Origin of the sequence: Siphonobacter curvatus, assembly GCF_002943425.1 — a bacterium.
GTDB classification, from domain to species: Bacteria; Bacteroidota; Bacteroidia; order Cytophagales; family Spirosomataceae; genus Siphonobacter; species Siphonobacter curvatus.
On sequence record NZ_PTRA01000011.1, the window covers coordinates 17,277 to 33,902 of the forward strand.

The 16,626-nt window shown below is 48.0% G+C and carries 12 protein-coding genes; 5 read left to right on the forward strand and 7 right to left on the reverse strand.

What is annotated here, in order from left to right; all coding sequences use genetic code 11:
* Positions 1–114: 114 nt before the first annotated feature.
* From ribH to C5O19_RS25330, 3 genes are all read right to left on the reverse strand, one after another.
* A complete protein-coding gene (ribH, locus tag C5O19_RS25320; protein WP_104716164.1) occupies positions 115–597 on the reverse strand; it encodes a 6,7-dimethyl-8-ribityllumazine synthase in 483 nt (160 codons plus the stop codon).
* A gap of 102 nt (positions 598–699) precedes the next feature.
* Entirely contained in the window at positions 700–1,392 is a 693-nt protein-coding gene (locus C5O19_RS25325; RefSeq protein WP_104716165.1) for a tetratricopeptide repeat protein, read from the reverse strand.
* 344 nt (positions 1,393–1,736) lie between these two features.
* The gene (locus C5O19_RS25330) at positions 1,737–3,221 is read right to left on the reverse strand and encodes a type III PLP-dependent enzyme domain-containing protein (protein ID WP_104716166.1); all 1,485 of its coding nucleotides are present in this window, start codon (positions 3,219–3,221) and stop codon (positions 1,737–1,739) included.
* Positions 3,222–3,470: 249 nt separating this feature from the next.
* On the opposite strand from C5O19_RS25330, the gene C5O19_RS25335 reads away from it, so the two are divergent.
* The 4 genes from C5O19_RS25335 (at position 3,471) to bshC (ending at position 8,616) form a co-directional block, all read left to right on the forward strand.
* Positions 3,471–4,862, forward strand: coding sequence for a UDP-N-acetylmuramate--L-alanine ligase (locus tag C5O19_RS25335; RefSeq protein WP_104716167.1), 1,392 nt, complete (start codon positions 3,471–3,473; stop codon positions 4,860–4,862).
* A 99-nt stretch (positions 4,863–4,961) separates the two neighbouring features.
* The gene (locus C5O19_RS25340; RefSeq protein ID WP_233207854.1) at positions 4,962–5,375 is read left to right on the forward strand and encodes a carboxypeptidase-like regulatory domain-containing protein; all 414 of its coding nucleotides are present in this window, start codon (positions 4,962–4,964) and stop codon (positions 5,373–5,375) included.
* 80 nt (positions 5,376–5,455) lie between these two features.
* Positions 5,456–6,763: a 30S ribosomal protein S12 methylthiotransferase RimO gene (rimO, locus tag C5O19_RS25345; protein ID WP_094811154.1), complete on the forward strand. Its 1,308-nt coding sequence runs from the start codon at positions 5,456–5,458 to the stop codon at positions 6,761–6,763.
* A gap of 305 nt (positions 6,764–7,068) precedes the next feature.
* Positions 7,069–8,616, forward strand: a complete 1,548-nt coding sequence (bshC, locus tag C5O19_RS25350; RefSeq protein WP_104716168.1) for a bacillithiol biosynthesis cysteine-adding enzyme BshC — start codon at positions 7,069–7,071, stop codon at positions 8,614–8,616.
* Positions 8,617–8,969: 353 nt separating this feature from the next.
* Here bshC and C5O19_RS25355 read toward each other — a convergent pair whose 3' ends face one another.
* Entirely contained in the window at positions 8,970–10,061 is a 1,092-nt protein-coding gene (locus C5O19_RS25355) for a lipase family protein (protein WP_104716169.1), read from the reverse strand.
* A 170-nt stretch (positions 10,062–10,231) separates the two neighbouring features.
* Between C5O19_RS25355 and C5O19_RS25360 the strand changes: the two genes are divergently transcribed.
* Positions 10,232–11,374 (forward strand): cystathionine gamma-synthase, encoded by a 1,143-nt coding sequence (locus C5O19_RS25360; protein WP_104716170.1) that lies wholly within the window; start codon positions 10,232–10,234, stop codon positions 11,372–11,374.
* 64 nt (positions 11,375–11,438) lie between these two features.
* On the opposite strand, the gene C5O19_RS25365 is transcribed toward C5O19_RS25360, so the two are convergent.
* The 3 genes from C5O19_RS25365 to C5O19_RS25375 are packed head-to-tail and all read right to left on the reverse strand — an operon-like array spanning position 11,439 to position 16,541.
* Entirely contained in the window at positions 11,439–11,903 is a 465-nt protein-coding gene (locus C5O19_RS25365) for a hypothetical protein (RefSeq protein ID WP_243406515.1), read from the reverse strand.
* Positions 11,904–11,948: 45 nt separating this feature from the next.
* The gene (locus tag C5O19_RS25370) at positions 11,949–13,376 is read right to left on the reverse strand and encodes a SusD/RagB family nutrient-binding outer membrane lipoprotein (RefSeq protein WP_243406516.1); all 1,428 of its coding nucleotides are present in this window, start codon (positions 13,374–13,376) and stop codon (positions 11,949–11,951) included.
* 57 nt (positions 13,377–13,433) lie between these two features.
* The gene (locus C5O19_RS25375) at positions 13,434–16,541 is read right to left on the reverse strand and encodes a SusC/RagA family TonB-linked outer membrane protein (RefSeq protein WP_104716173.1); all 3,108 of its coding nucleotides are present in this window, start codon (positions 16,539–16,541) and stop codon (positions 13,434–13,436) included.
* Positions 16,542–16,626 lie beyond the last annotated feature (85 nt).

The following is a 16,626-nucleotide window of genomic DNA, read 5'->3' on the forward strand; positions in this document are numbered from 1 at the left end:
GAACTGGATTGAAGGCTTACGTAGGTTTGAGGTAGTTTAAAGTTTGAAAGGGTTCAAGGTTTTCAAAGCCTTGCCAAACGTGAAATCACTGAAACGTTCAAACCTCAGACCCGCCTAAAAAGAAACCCCCAGCATTTTAATGGCCGTGATGGCAGCTTCGTCGCCTTTGTTGCCGTGTACACCACCCGCCCGGTCCAGGGCCTGCTGTTGATTGTTGGGCGTCAGCACACCGAAGATGACGGGTTTGTTGTATTGAATACTTACATTGGTGAGGCCCTGAGCGACGGCGTGATTGATGTAATCGTTGTGTTTCGTTTCACCCTGAATCACACAACCCAAACAGATTACCGCATCAATGTGCGAGGCCTGAGCCGCCAAAGCCGCTCCAAAACTGAGTTCGTAGCTACCGGGTACGGTGCGTACGTGGATAAACTCTTCGTTGGCTCCGTAATTGACCAGCGTCTGGTATGCTCCGTTGAAGAGAGCATTGGTTACTTCACTGTTCCATTCGGCCACCAGAATGGCAAAATGTTTTTCGCTAATATCGGGCAGGTTTTCAGTTGAGAAAACGCTCAGGTTTTTAAGTTCAGAAGCCATTTGTCACAGAAAGAGAAAGTGATACACTAACGATAGACAACAAAAAAGGGATGCGACCATATGGCCTCATCCCTTTCATTTTTAGTGCGATATCGCCCCAAATTACTCGGAAGCCGGCCCTTCTAAGATGGCCTTGTATTTCTTCGCAGTTACATACTCAGCCGATTGAGGGTAGTTCTCAATAATCTTCGAGTACGAATCGATGGCTTCCTTGTTCTGATTAGCTACTTCGTATGCCGTAGCCAGTTTCAGCAGATACGTCGGGGTAAAGAATTTGTTCGGCTTGTAATCAGCCGCTTTTTTGTAGTAATCAATGGCGTTTGACGCGTCCTTTTTCTCCAGATACGCATCACCAATCAGAGCATACGCCCGAGCCTGAATCAGGAGGTCGTTGCTGCTAAAGTCTTTCAATTGCTCAATAGCCTGGTCGTACTTGCCTTGTTTCAGCAGAGCTACACCAGCGTAAAAACTCGCCAGTTTACCAGCTTTCGTAGAGCCATATTCATCCGCAATGGCCGTCAGTCCCTCTACACCAGGACCGCCTTTCAATGCTTTATTCAAAGAATCTGCTTCAAATTCATTGACTGCCGGATACAGGATGGCAGAAGCTTCTGCGTTTTGTGTATCCTGCCAATACTGATAGCCAAAAAATAGCCCGACTGCTGCAATGGCTGCAGCAATAATGCCGTATACTACTTTCTGATTTTTATCAAAAAAAGACTGGGCTTTTCCGAACTCGCCCGCTAGTCCTTCGGGGCTTTCCAGGAACTCCAAGCCACTGTTTTTCTTTGCCATTGTTAGGTGCTATTGAAATTGGAACGCAAAAGTAAGCAACCCAGCGGATAGCTCAAACGATTACGTCTAAAGATTTAGGCGTATCTGCAAAATAGTTCCAACAAGATGTAACAGTTTAGCGTTTAGTACTTTCTACGCTAGTATTGCCATAAGCCGGGCAATTGTTCTTACGAGCACACGAGGCCAGCGATACAAGTGTTAGAAGAACCAGCAGGTAAGCGGATTTTTTCATGGAATTGGATGCGGATAAATACGTTTGTGAATGCTTAAACCTCAGCAAGTTACAAATTATTTTGAATAAATACGGCAGGAATCGTTTCCGGGTTTCCTGCCGTATCATTTTCCTATTTTTCCTGTTGCTCGACCAGTTCCGGATTTTCCTGGGCCCGAGCCTGCATTTCAGCGGATTCGGCAATGCCTTCCTTCGGCTTCAAGCCATAGCCCAAAATCTGTAGCATACTTTCGTGCGTTTGCTGGGGAGCAAACAAACGGCTGGTGATGTTGCCATCTTCGTCCAGGTCTACAATGACGTGTTTGGGGGCTGGAATCAGGCAGTGCTGAATACCGCCGTAGCCACCCAATGATTCCTGGTACGCTCCGGTATGGAAAAAGCCGATGTACTGATCCTCTTTGTCAATATCGAAACTAGGTACGTACAAATCTTCCGAATGAGCTTCGGTGTTATAGAAATCCTGCGAGTCGCAGGTTAATCCCCCGAGGTTCACTTTTTCGTAGGGCGAATCCCAGTTGTTCACCGGCAACATGATGTATTTCTGACCAATACCCCATGAATCAGGTAGTTGCGTAATGAAGCTACCGTCAATCATGTACCACAGCTCACGGTCGTTTTGCTGTTTTTTGTCGATGACTTTGTAAATCACCGCTCCACTTTCGCCGACGGTATAACTACCAAATTCAGTGAAAATATTCGGAACCGGTACGTTATTCTTGTTACAAATCCACTGAATATTTTCAATGATTTCGTCGATCATGGCCTGGTAATCGTACTTAAAGAATACCGAGGTTTGGATGGGTAGTCCACCGCCAATGTCGATCGAGTCCAGGTCGGGACATACCTTTTTCATCTCGCAGTATTTGAACATAAAGCGAGTCAATTCCGACCAGTAATAGGCGTTATCTTTAATACCGGAATTGATGAAAAAGTGAAGCATTTTTAGCTTCAGCTTCGGATTAGGCTGGATTTTATCTTTGTACAAATCCATGATATCCGAATACCGGATTCCCAGACGTGACGTATAAAACGAGAAATTGGGTTCTTCATCCGTAGCAATCCGAATGGCCAGGTTTACGGCCTCGGTGTGCGTATTTTCGATGTAGTAATCAATTTCTTTCAGGTTATCGAGTACGGGAATACAGTTGAACCCATCATTGATCAGGTTGGTGATGTATTTTTGGTACTGTGGAAGTTTATAACCGTTACAGATGATGAACGTATTCTTCGTCAGCTTCTCCTGCCGGTACAGTTCCCGGATAATGGCGATGTCGTACGCTGAAGAGGTTTCTAAGTGACAGTTATTACTCAGCACTTCTTCCAGAATGAAATGGAAGTGCGAAGATTTCGTACAATAACAATACGTATAGCTGCCCTTGTAATTGAATTTCTTCATGGCGTTCCGAAACAGCAACCGGGCGTGCTCGATATGCTCTTCGATTTTAGGCAGGTACGTAAGTTTGAGCGGCGTACCATACTGACGAATAATATCCATCAGCGGGACATTATTGAAGAGTAGCGTGTTCTTCTCGTCCACACCGAATTCCCGGGTTGGGAATTCAAAGGTTTGCTCAATAAGATCAATGTAGTTTTTCATCCTTTGGGACGGAAATACATTTTAAAAGGTGAATTAGATCGAAAAACTTGAACTCACGCGGCTTTAAAGACCTACGCCTGCAAAGACCGATTGAAAACAAGCGTGCGAAATTGCACGGAAATTATAACCTTTGCAACCGAAAAACCGTCGCAATAATTGCAGGCTCGGTCATTTTTTTTGTCCGTGGCCCTAAGATTGGCTTTTCAACGAAAGGAGCCAGGAAAGTAAAATTTTAAAAGCTGATTTTGAATGACTTTATCCAGTGAAATAACCCCGTCTCAACGCATTCACTTTATTGCGATCGGTGGAGCAGCCATGCACAACCTGGCTCTCGTGTTGCATCAGAAAGGAATCCTCGTAACGGGATCGGACGATGAAATTTATGAACCGGCCCAATCGCGTCTGCAACAGGCGGGCCTTTTACCGGATCAGATGGGTTGGTTTCCCGAAAAAATTACGCCAGAACTCGATGCCGTTATTCTCGGCATGCACGCCCGGGCCGACAATCCCGAGCTATTAAAGGCTCAGGAGCTGGGCATTCGAGTCTACTCCTACCCAGAGTTTGTCTATCAGCAAAGTTTGAATAAACAACGGGTGGTTATTGCGGGTAGTCACGGAAAAACGACGACTACGGCCATTATTCTGCACGTACTGAAGTTTTTCAACCGGAAGTTTGATTATCTGGTAGGAGCCCGGGTAGCGGGGTTTGATACTATGGTCAAACTTTCCGACGACGCTCCGGTGATTGTGATTGAGGGCGATGAGTATTTTTCTTCACCCATTGACCGGCAGCCGAAATTCCTGCATTATCATCCCCACATTACCCTGATTTCGGGAATTGCTTGGGACCATATCAATGTGTATCCGGAATTTGAGGAATACGTTCGTCAGTTTGAACTGTTGGCCGAAGATTCCCCCAAAGGCGGCATGCTTATCTACGATGATACAGATGATGTAATATCGGTCATCTGCAAAAAAGAACGTCCTGATGTACAACCCTTTGGCTATGGCCAACACCCCCACGTAATTCGTGATGGTTTGACGTATCTACTTAAACCGAACGGGGAAGAAGTGCCGCTGAAAATCTTCGGTGGGCATAACATGAAAAACTTGAACGGAGCCCGAATCGTACTGGAGAAACTGGGCGTGGAAGACTTCATGTTCTACGAAGCCATTCAGTCATTCACGGGTGCCGCGAATCGGCTGGAGCGAGTAGGTGAGAACGAGCAGACGGTTATTTTCCGGGATTTTGCTCACGCTCCGTCTAAACTAGAAGCTACGTCTACAGCGGTGAAAAGTCAGTTTCCCGAACGCAAATTGGTCGCAGTGGTGGAATTACACACGTTCAGTAGTTTGAATAAGTACTTTTTGCCGCAGTACAAAGGCAAGTTCAATACGCCGGATGTGGCCGCGGTGTACTACAGTCCGCATACGATTGAACACAAAAAACTGACGCCGATTTCACCCGAAGACATTATTGAAGCCTTTGGAAATCCAGCTCTGAAAGTGTTTACGGACAATCAGGCGTTAAAAGAATTTTTGTTGAGTCAGCAGTGGAACGAATCTAACTTGCTGCTGATGTCATCCGGTACGTTTGATGGGTTAAATATTCCCGAACTGGTAAAAGAGGTGCTGGGGTAAATTTTTAGCGAAATTTTTACGTTTGTAAAGCGGACGCCAAATGACGTCCGCTTTTTTATGCGACTGGATATGAGAAGGTTACTGATATTATGCGTACTTTTGTGCCTCGTTTTTCAAAATCAGGCTCAAACCACCCGCCTGACCTCGGGGATTCGGGGACAGGTCATCTGGAAATCTGGTAACCAAATGCCCTCGCCCGACCGGCCGGCATCGGCGGCCAAGGGCGTAAAGCGGGAAGTCTGGATTTATCAGCTGACGAATCAGAACCAGGCCGAACAGCAGGAAGGTTTTTACCGGAACATCCGAACCAAACGGGTCAGGAAAGTAGTTACCGATGCCAGCGGTCGCTTTAAAGTCAAGCTTGCCCCGGGCCGCTACTCGCTGTTTACCAAGGAGCCGCAGGGCTTATGGGCGAACCTTACGGATGGACAGGGAAATATTTTTCCAGTAACCGTTCGAAAAGGGAAATACGAAGAGATTCAATTTGAAATTAATTACGCAGCCGTTTTTTAGAGTTCAGAAGCAAGAAACCGGAGACAGAAGATGACGGCCTTCGTTCTGGTTTCCGGTTTTAAAGACTTGTTTCCATTCGCATGAAAACCAAGACATTACGCAAGAATAAAGTAAACATCGTTACGCTGGGCTGTTCCAAGAACCTGGTTGATTCCGAAAACCTGTTCACGCAGCTCAAGGGTAATGGCTACGCAGTAGCTCACGAATCCGAGCGGGACGATTCCCAGATTGTAGTGATCAATACCTGCGGCTTCATCGACAATGCCAAGCAGGAATCCATCGATACCATTCTTCGCTACGTAGACGCCAAGGCCGAAGGTATGGTGGAGAAAGTGTACGTAACGGGCTGTCTGTCGCAACGGTATAAGGACGAGCTGGAAGTCGAAATTCCGGAAGTAGACGCTTGGTTTGGCAGTAATGAAATGCCCCGCCTGCTCAAGACGCTGAAGGCCGACTACAAGCACGAACTTGTGGGCGAACGCTTACTGACTACACCCGCTCATTACGCCTACCTGAAAATTGCGGAAGGTTGCGACCGTCCCTGTAGCTTCTGTGCCATTCCGCTGATGCGGGGCAATCACGTTTCCCGTACAATTGAAGATCTGGAAACCGAAGTCAAATCGCTGGCTCGGCGGGGTACCAAAGAGCTGATTTTGCTGGCTCAGGACCTGACCTATTACGGTCTGGATATTTACAAAAAGCGAAACCTGGCCGAGCTGATCGACCGTCTTTCGGACGTTGAAGGCATCGACTGGATTCGCCTGCAATATGCGTACCCTTCTGGTTTCCCGATGGACGTGCTCGACGTCATGAACGCCAAGCCTAACATCTGTAAATACCTGGATATGCCCCTGCAAACGGGCTCGACGGAGTTGCTGAAACTGATGCGGCGGGGCATTACGCGGGAAAAAACCGAAGAACTCATCCATACCATCCGCGACAAAGTGCCCGGCATTGCCTTGCGTACCACGCTGATTGTGGGCCACCCCGGGGAGACGGAAGAACTGTTCGAAGAAACGTACCGCTTTGTGGAGAACACACGCTTCGATCGCTTGGGGGTGTTCCAGTACTCGCACGAAGATCAGACGCACTCGGCAACGATGGAAGACAGCGTACCGGCGGAAGAAAAACAGCAACGGGCCGATGACATCATGGAATTACAACAGGGCATTTCCCTGGAGTTGAACCAGGCCAAAATCGGTCAGATCTATAAAGTACTGTTTGATCGGAAAGAGGGCGGTTATTTTATTGGACGTACCGAATTCGATTCTCCTGAAGTAGACAACGAAGTACTCGTCGCTGCTAACCAGTACGTACGTCAGGGTGATTTTGCTCAGGTACGCATTACGTCAGCGGAAGAATTTGATCTTTACGGGGAGTTGGTGTAGGGTTTGATTGGCGTTTAAGGTTTGAGTGAGTCTCAAGTTTGAAAAGGTTTGAATGGGGTTTGAAAACGCCTGTTCAAACCTTTGCTTTTTTGATACGGCTGATGGTTTTCAACCTTCAGTCAACCGAGCTTAAACAGCCATCAAACTCGAAATCTTTTCAAACGAATCAAACCTGAAACGTCCTCTAATCAGCCTCTGCTCTCCCCCTCTGACTAAACTTTCACCACCTTTTGAACTAAGCCGTTGGCGAACGAGTTTGTTTGCCAGTCCCGTTTTACGAACTTCGGGCTCCAAATCCCGGTATTATGCAGGTTAGCTGTATTCCTTTGGCCCATACGCGGCAGTTTTCTTCGTTATTTCAAGCGTTTATTTCCGGTCAGGAAAATTTAAAACCTCTTTACGGTGAATTCCCTGATTTAGTAGGATTTAGAAAGCAGATTGAGCAAAAGAAATTCGACGTAAAGAAGCGGCAGACGCTGGTTTCGGTGCTCGAAAAACAATACGCAGAACTCGATTCCAAGCCTGATTTTCGGGTTTTACTGGATGAAAAGACATTTACGGTAACCTCTGGTCACCAGTTGAATATTTTTACGGGACCGTTATACGTTATTTTCAAGTTAGTAACGGCCATCAATCTGGCCCGGCGACTGAAACAGGAGTTTCCGGAGTATACGTTCGTACCCATGTACTGGATGGCTACGGAAGATCACGATTTTGAGGAAATCAATCATTTTCGGCTTTCGGGGAAAACCCATATCTGGCATACGCAACAAAAAGGAGCCGTGGGTCGGATGAATCCCAAGGAGCTGGCGACTCTGTTCAAGGAAATTCCCGAACGACTGCCCCTCTTTGAGCAAGCATACCTCCAGCATAATACTCTGGCTGACGCGGTCCGCTATTACATCCACGAATTACTGGGAGCCGAAGGATTAATCTGTATTGATGCGGATGATCGGGAATTGAAAGCCGAATTCCGTCCCGTAATTGAAGATGATCTCTTCAATCATACGGCGTTTAAACTCGTTCAGGAAGCTTCTGAAAAACTGGAAGCTCTGGGCTATAAGCAACAGGTCACGCCCCGCGAAATCAACTTCTTTTATTTGAACGAAGGGATTCGCGAACGTCTGGTGCCGGATGAAAACGGGGTTCGGGTTAATGATACGCGATTGACTTTCAAGCAGGATAAAATTCAGCAATTATTAGATCAGTCGCCGGAAGTATTTAGTCCGAACGTTATTCTGCGGCCCGTATATCAGGAGGTGATTTTGCCCAATCTGGCGTACCTCGGTGGGCCGGGAGAGTTGGCGTACTGGTTGCAACTCAAGCCCGTATTTGATCACTACCAGATTCCCTACCCCATCCTGATGCCGCGTAATTTTGCCATGATTATTAGTCAGGCTACGCAGCGGCGGATTCAGAATCTGAGCCTGACGCCAGAAGAACTCTTCGAAGATGAAGCAACGTTACGCCGGCAGTACGTAGAAAAACACGCGGCTTACTCCCTAGATATTCAGCCAGATCTTCAACAGATGCTGGATGCTCTGGAAGCGATGCGAACAAAAGCCGTACAAGTCAATCCGACGCTGGACGGGCACATCAAAGCGGAAGCTCAAAAGCTTAGAAACTGGGCCGACCGGTTAGACCGCCGGTTGGTTGCTTCAGAGGCTCAGAAGCAGGAAACGGGGGTACGGCATTTGAGTGAATTGAAAGCGTATTTGTTTCCGGGCGGCGGTCTACAGGAACGTACGGATAACTTCCTGAATTTTTACCTAGCCAATCCGGCCTTTATCAGCCAACTACTGGATTTGTTCGATCCGTTCTGTTACGAATTTTATATGCTTACGGAGGCCTAAGCAAGGTTAGGCTAGTAAAAAGAACCGCTGATCTGAGTCCATTCAGATCAGCGGTTTTTAGTTTTTGATGGAGCCGCATACCTTGATACCCTGCCTTGCATACGGGGCTATGTATAATTGAACTCCTTCGGGGTTGGGATGTTTGGTTGGAAAGGAAACGGGTGCCAATGGTTTAAATGTATTTACCCTTTTGGAGCCCTATACTCAGTCTTCCCGTTTTTAGTAACTCACTAACGTTAGCAGGACGTAAACGTTGGTAGGTACAGCCTACCGGGCTTGCCAGGCCTCTCGCATGGCATCAAGTGGAAAGTAAGGGCAAAAACAGTTTGATCCGCCGCATTGCCCCTACCCGGTCATTTTTTCGGATAGTACGTATCCACTAAAAAGTAATAGGGTGTCAGCAAATGGTGCACGAATACGTTCTTGCCATCTTCGGGAAAACGTTTTCGATACGCATCATTCGGTTGCAGGATGATGGGCGAACCAGCCCGCATGTAATTATTCACAGCGGCATAGGTAGGTTGCGGCAGGTTGGGTTTGTACTTCTTCACCTGTGAATACACCATTTTCCCAAGGGTTTTCCGGAAACGTTTTTCGGCTGTACGCGTCGCTCGGTCCATCCGGTTATAAATGCGTCTCGCAAAAATTCGGATCAAAAAGGGCTGTTTTTTAAGGGCTGGTTTAACGTCTTTAAACGGGTTGACCGGATTAAAATCCCGGAGCGTCTGAATCGAAAAGGGCGTTTCGGGTACCCAATCGGCGGCATTCAACACCGTATGACTCCAGCCATCCCGCGTGAGAAACTCATAATCATAGGCATAATACAGATTACCTGGTTTGGGAGCGGCACTACAGTACGTTTTGAAGACCAGATCACCGGGAAGCTCCTGGCGTCGCACCAGATCCGCCAGGTACGAACGGGTCAGGTAAGCCAGTGCCCCACCCTGACTATGACCCATAATCAGAAATTCGCGGGTGCCCTTGCCGTAAAGTTCCCGTACCTTTTCTACGATGGTCGGAGCCAAATCCGCTAAACCCAGCGTCCAGCCGACGTGTACTGTGGCTTTAGAATCCTGGGCCAGTTGATAACGGAATGTTCTCCCGCTACCCAGATCCAGTTCGCCCGTAGCCGGAACCATGGCAGCGTAGAAGTTTTCAAGCCAGCTGGGGGTCGCCTGTACCGTTCCCCGAATACAAATTACCGCGACGCCGTCCGTGCGTTGCCAAAGTTCCCAGAGGTTTTTGAGTTCGTATTCAGGACTACGGTAGAGCCGTTTATACTGCGTGGGAATTGGAATCAGGTCGGATTTGGCCGTATCCACCTGCTGCATAAACAGCCCCAGCATGTCACGGTATTCGTTGGAATCAAAACCAGCTTTCAAGTGTTGGCTCACACTGTCAGAAAAGCTACAGAGAAGTAGAATAAACAGAACGTAAGGTTTCATAAAGGTTGATCTTAAGAAAGGGTAAGTAAAAAGAATTACCTGATTTCTGAATCGATCTGAAAAAGATTGCTTAACCTCGCAGTCACTTCGCTAGAGAAGGATGCACAAATCGTTAGCTGAACGTTGGGTCGGCTAACGTACGCTGTGACACGTTTAAAACTTCGATTGTTATGCGTTTTGCCACGAAAGCTATTCATGCGGGCGTTGAACCGGACCCGTCTACGGGAGCCATCATGACACCTATTTACCAAACTTCCACGTACGTACAGCAGGCTCCGGGGGTGCATAAAGGGTACGAGTACTCCCGAACGCATAATCCCACCCGAACGGCCCTTCAGAACGCTCTGGCAGCCCTGGAAAATGCTCAACACGGCATTTGCTACGCTTCGGGACTGGCCGCCACGGATGCCTTACTGAAGCTATTCAAGCCCGGCGATGAAATTGTGGCGACGAACGATTTATACGGAGGAACGTACCGGATTTTTGTACGCGTGTTCGAAGACTTTGGGCTAAAATTCAAATTCATTGACTTAAGTGACCCGGCCGCCGTTGAAACGGCTTTCACCGAGCAGACCAAAATGCTCTGGCTGGAAACACCGACAAATCCACTGCTGCGTATTTTAGATATTCGTTCCCTGGCTGCTCAGGCTCGTAGTCGCGGCATTCTTACGGTGGTGGATAATACATTCGCCTCGCCCTACCTGCAAAATCCGCTGGATCTCGGAGCCGATATTGTCATGCATTCCGTGACGAAATACCTCGGCGGACACTCCGATACCGTGATGGGAGCATTGATGCTCAATGACGATGAGCTGGCCGCTCGTCTACGATTTATTCAGAATGCCTGCGGAGCCGTACCTGGTCCACAGGATTGTTTTCTGGTATTGCGGGGAATCAAAACGTTACACATTCGCATGAAACAGCACTGCGAAAACGCCCGGCAGGTAGCGGAGTTTCTAAACAATCATCCGAAGGTTGGCAAGGTGTACTACCCCGGCTTGGCTACGCACCCGGGTCATGCACTGGCGGCGGAACAGATGCGGGATTTCGGGGGAATGCTCTCCTTCGAACTTAAGGGTGATGATTACGAAGAAGCCGTTCGGGTCATGTCGAGCTTTAAGGTTTTTTCGCTGGGCGAATCGCTCGGTGGTGTGGAATCGCTCTGTACACACCCAGCGAGCATGACGCACGCTAGTATTCCCAAGTCCGAACGCGAAAAGTCAGGGCTCAAGGATACGCTGATTCGGTTAAGCGTAGGAATCGAAGATGTGGAGGATTTGATTGAAGATTTGACGCAGGCAATTGAAAGTTAACTCTACTCACGGTCCATAAAAAAAGAGCCTCCGGTATTCCGGAGGCTCTTTTCATTCTGGTGTACTACGCCGTTAGTCGTACGCGTACCTGTACGGGAATAATCGTTTCGCCATTGTCTAGTGTGACTAAGAACATGAAGGCGATTTCACCGTTGGCCGTGACGAGACGAGCATTAGCAGCTGATTTGGATTTAAATTCAACCAGCGTCGTGGTGAATTTAACCGAAGTTCCATTGCCCGCAATGGGTTGGGCAATGTACGTAGCGGTCGCTACTGAACCCGCGTTAATGCTACTGCTGCCAGCCGAAACCCGGGTGATTTCCTTGATGGTACGTCCGCTACTTTCTGGGATAGACAGCGTGAACTCAATGGCCGAAGTAGAATCCTTAACGGACTTCGTGATGTAGGGATTGAATCCGTAGGTAGTCGTACCAGGGAACGTTACGGGTACCGCTGGTCTGTTGTCCTCGTAAAACGTGCCAAAATCATCCTTACAAGACGTAAGCAGGATGGGAAAGCACAGGATCATTAAAAGAAATATGTTTTTCATCTGTGTCGATAATTAGAAGTGTGTTTAGTTCACATCCCACCAAACCCGTACGTTCTGAAGTATGTTGTTCGGGAAATTAGGGTTTCTGGCAATTTCCTGATCAATGTAACGAGCCCGAACCGGACGCGTTCCATCCACGCCAACCGCGTTCTGGTGCTGAGCTAACGTAGGGTAACCCGTTCTCCGCCAGTCATTCCACTGCTCAAGACCATTGCCGTACAACGAAATATACTTCTGGGTAATGATCTGTTTGATCTTCTCTTCGTTACTACCCGCTAACGTTACGATCGTAGGGTTCGCCGTGAAATAAGCATTGATGTCCGCGTCAGAAATACCAGCCGATGACATAGAAGTCCGAATGCCTTCTTCGTACAGTTTCTGAGCATCGCCTGCCGTGCCTAAGCGGATAGCAGATTCGGCTAAGATGAAGGCACGCTGCCAGTTGGTAATTAATCGAACCGGACCTTCTCCGTTTTCACCCGTTACGTACGAGCTGAACATGGAGCGGTTCGCCGCAGCTGGAGGGGTACCGGCAAAACCGTTATCAATGGTCACGTAGTTGCCGGTAGGCCGGGTTACGAATAATGGAAGACGGGGGTCTTTCAGCCCTTGCAGCAACGTTACAAACCGGGTACTGATTAACTGATCCGTACTGAAGGAAGAGTTGTACGTGTAGGTGTAAATCGGACTTTGACTACCTACCTGCGACCCGAAATTCACGGCCAGGTTCTGAGCATTCGTTGTAATGTAGTTATTGCCTTGAATGACTTCATCAATGATTGATTTCGCCTTCGCGGGCTCTACGCTACTGATTTGCAGAGCAAGCTTCAATAACAAAGTATTACCAGCTTTTTTCCAGTTAGCGATCGTACCGCCATAAACGATGTCGTCGCTACCAGGCGTGGTGCTACTGGTTTTTTCCAGATCAGCCAACCCTTCTTTCACCAGATCAAACAGGCTTTGAATGCCCTTGGCGTTATCGCCCAGATAAATCTCTTTCTGCGTATCCAGTCGAGGCTGCGTATTGGCATCTCCCTGCAGGGCTTGCGAATACGGAACATCACCCCATACGTCCGTTGCGATAGAAAACGTATACGCTTTCATGATTTTGGCAATGCCAACATAAGCGTTGGAATTGCTCGTCTGGGCTACTTCGATAAGTTTCTGATAATTGATCAGAGCACCACCGTAGAGTTCAAATCGCCACTGGTTTCCGAAGTCAGATCCATCCGTATTGTAGCGATCCCAGGTAAAGGGGCTACCGTTGGCTCCGGCCGTTACGCTCATGATCACACTGGCAAAGCGGTTCAGATCATTGGCATTGGAGAACGCAGAACCAGCCAGTCCACTGGGTAACAGGGTAGCGGGAGGTACGGTAACCGGGTTATTAGGGTTCTGGTTAATGTCCAGATAATCCGAGCAGGAAGAAAGAGCGACCACCGAGCAGGCCATCGTTACTCCCTTTATCCATTTTTTATGTATTGCTGAGAACTTCATCTAAGTACAGAATTAGAATGTTACACGAAGGTTAACTCCATAATTGCGTGTAGTAGGAATACCGTTCAGGTCTAGACCTTGAATGTTACCGGCTCCTTGCGTATTGATTTCAGGATCGCTGGGGAAACCAGGAGCGTACATCCACAGGTTCCGGCCACTGACGCCAATGCTGATGTTGCCAAAAGGCGTACGGCTCAACAGCGAGCTGGGAAGGGCGTAGTTCAGAGCAACCTCCCGAAGACGATACGCCGTTGCATCAAATACGGCTCCTTCGGAAGCTAAACCACCCAGGCTCTGCCAGTAACTTTGAGCGGAGATCTGAATGTTATTCGGACGGGTTGTACCATCCGCATTGCGAATAACGCCGGGTAAAATGCGAGGCTGGTTACGGTCAACACCAGTAATTTCCGTCTGGCCGGCATTTCGCATATCTACCTGAGAGAAGGAATAGATTTGTCCTCCTTTGTTGACATCCACCAGTGCGGATAACGTAAAACCTTTGTAAGAGAAGTTGTTGGTTAAACCAGCTACCCAGTCTTTCTGCGGATTCGAGATTACTTGTCCGGCAATACCTGGCATAAATAAGCCCGTATTGGGGTTGATCAGTAATTCACCACTTTCGGTACGGGCATTGGCCGTTCCAATGATTACGCCATAAGGATAACCGACTGCAATTGAAGGAGCAATACCGGAGAAACTGTTACCCGTAATATTGGAGTTATTAACACCTTCTGAGATCGCAATCACTTTATTACGAATACGCGTGAAGTTCAACAGAACATCCCACTTGAAGGAAGAGGTACGAATGGGCGTAGCCGAAAGCTGTAGCTCAATCCCTTTGTTCTGCATTTCGCCGATGTTCGTCGTACGAGTGTCATAACCGCTGGCGTTGGAAATCGCTACGTTAAAGATCTGGCTGGTACTTCTGGTATTGAAATACGTGAAATCAACGCCCAGACGATTATTGAAAAAGCCTACGTTCAAACCTACTTCAAACGAGTTCACAAACTCAGGCTTTAAGTTCGAAGAACCAATCCGACCATCGGGTTGAAAACCGGGGAGACTAGTGCCGCCCACGTTCAGAGGGAAGGTTATATCCGCTACGTTGTTACCGAAAGTCGCCGAAGTGAAGAAGGACTGTAAGCGATACGGATCGGCATCACGACCTACCCGGGCAATGTTTCCTCGCACCTTCAAATAAGAAACCGCATCCGTTTTCACGTTAAATGCTTCAAGCGGCACAAAACTTAAGGCAGCTGAAGGATAGAAATAGGCATTTTGATTCTTTGGTAACGTAGAAGACTGATCTACCCGGCCCGATAATTCCAGGAACAGATACGATTTGTAATCCAACGAAAGTTGACCGTAATGACCGACGAGGCGACGTCGGTTGGTCGATGCATAGGAACTGGTAAATACAGAACCTACGCCCACGTTATCAAAACCAGGAATCGCCAAGGATTGCGAAACAACCCCTGATTCTCTATACGACCGTTGATTCAGGTTTTGTCCTAATAACAGGTTTGCGTTCAGGCCTTGTACAAACAGATCATTTTTCTTGGCGGTGATCAACAGGTCACCGTTTAGCTCCGACCGGAAACGCAGATCTTCATCAATCTGGCCCTGGGGGGCACGGGCAGCTCCTACGCGTTGAACCTGCTTTCTGTTGTCCGTATACGTATCCGCAGTAACCCGGTAGCTAACGTTTAACCAATTGGTGATGTCGTATCCTACAGAAAGGTTACCGAAAACCCGGTCAACGTTGCTGTTAAAGAAAGTATTCTGGATGCTCCACAAGGGGTGATTCTGACCATTCACGAAGTAAAAATCTTCACCCGTGAGGGGATCCAGATACGGGGTGTTTACCAGGTCGTAACTTCTGGGAATACGCGTAATCTGCCCAAAGGCACTACCGCCATTACCCATCAGCGTATTTTTCTGAGCCGATTTTACGTACGTGATCGTTCCACCCAGTTTAATGCCGTTCTTCAGCTTGCTGTTGCCACCTACCTGTACGCTGTGACGGTCGAAATCACTCTCCCGAACGACCCCATTCTGAATGGTACTGGAAATCGTAGCGGCGAAGTTGTTGTTCTGATCGCCGCCCGCAATATTCAGGGCGTTCTGGAACATGGTACCCGTTTTATAAAAATCCCGGATGTTGTTCGGATAAGCCCGGTAGGGAACCGTTTCTCCCCGGAAGTTCTGTACCGTTTCGAAACCAGGCGTACCAAACGCAGGTCCCCAGGAAGCCGTATTGTTGTTTACGTAGTTGTTCTGGGTACCCTGTCCGTACTGATTCTGAAACTTAGGCAGATAGGCTACATTTTGCCAGTTTACCGAAGAGTTAAACGTAACCTCGGTTTTACCATTTAAGCCTTTTCCGCTTTTCGTGGTAATCACAATTACCCCGGCGGAAGCTCTGGAACCATACAATACCGAAGCAGCAGGGCCTTTCAGTACGTTAATAGACTCGATACTTTCGGGGCTAATGTCAGAAAGACGGCTAGAAGGTTGCGAGCCGAAAAGCGTATTCTGGGAGTTGTCTACGTCATTGTTGAAGATGATACCATCCACAACGATGAGCGGCTGGTTACTACCATTGAAGGAAGTAATCCCGCGGATGTTGATGTTCGTAGAAGCACCCGGAGCTCCCGAAGAACTCGTAATGTTAACCCCGGCTACCTTACCTTGTAGGGTGTTGAGAACGTTGGGCTCTGAACGTTGGGCCAAGGCAGAACCATTTACATTTTGAGTAGCGTATCCCAGCGAACGCGTATCTCTTTCGATACCCTGAGCGGTGACGACCACTTCGTTCAGCGATTCAACACTCGATTGAAGAACGACATCAATCGTCGTTCGGCCATTGATTTCCTCTTCTTTACGACCAAAGCCGACTGCACTGAATACCAGGGTAGTGCCATTCGAAGGTAGGGTTAACCGGTAGGTACCTTTCGCGTCTGTATTGGTTCCGGTGTTACTGCCTTTGACAACAACAGTAACCCCAGGAATGGGTGCTCCATCTTCGGAAGCCGTAACGGTACCCGTTACGATGCGATCCTGTGCCTGGGCGATCCACCCGAATAGCATCAGAAAAGTGAAGAATATAAGTTTCTTCATGGTTGTGGATGAATTGGTTAAGAAATAAACAAAAAGAAAAACAAGAGAAGCGGAGCCCTATTTACCCGAGAATCCAGCGAATGCT

What these genes read in the sequence shown, in the direction of transcription:
- ribH (WP_104716164.1), bottom strand. Translation starts at nt 597, where the DNA reads ATGGCTTCTGAACTTAAAAACCTGAGCGTTTTCTCAACTGAAAACCTG.
- C5O19_RS25325 (WP_104716165.1), bottom strand. Translation starts at nt 1,392, where the DNA reads ATGGCAAAGAAAAACAGTGGCTTGGAGTTCCTGGAAAGCCCCGAAGGA.
- C5O19_RS25330 (WP_104716166.1), bottom strand. Translation starts at nt 3,221, where the DNA reads ATGAAAAACTACATTGATCTTATTGAGCAAACCTTTGAATTCCCAACC.
- C5O19_RS25335 (WP_104716167.1), top strand. Translation starts at nt 3,471, where the DNA reads ATGACTTTATCCAGTGAAATAACCCCGTCTCAACGCATTCACTTTATT.
- rimO (WP_094811154.1), top strand. Translation starts at nt 5,456, where the DNA reads ATGAAAACCAAGACATTACGCAAGAATAAAGTAAACATCGTTACGCTG.
- bshC (WP_104716168.1), top strand. Translation starts at nt 7,069, where the DNA reads ATGCAGGTTAGCTGTATTCCTTTGGCCCATACGCGGCAGTTTTCTTCG.
- C5O19_RS25355 (WP_104716169.1), bottom strand. Translation starts at nt 10,061, where the DNA reads ATGAAACCTTACGTTCTGTTTATTCTACTTCTCTGTAGCTTTTCTGAC.
- C5O19_RS25360 (WP_104716170.1), top strand. Translation starts at nt 10,232, where the DNA reads ATGCGTTTTGCCACGAAAGCTATTCATGCGGGCGTTGAACCGGACCCG.
- C5O19_RS25365 (WP_243406515.1), bottom strand. Translation starts at nt 11,903, where the DNA reads ATGATCCTGTGCTTTCCCATCCTGCTTACGTCTTGTAAGGATGATTTT.
- C5O19_RS25370 (WP_243406516.1), bottom strand. Translation starts at nt 13,376, where the DNA reads ATGGCCTGCTCGGTGGTCGCTCTTTCTTCCTGCTCGGATTATCTGGAC.
- C5O19_RS25375 (WP_104716173.1), bottom strand. Translation starts at nt 16,541, where the DNA reads ATGAAGAAACTTATATTCTTCACTTTTCTGATGCTATTCGGGTGGATC.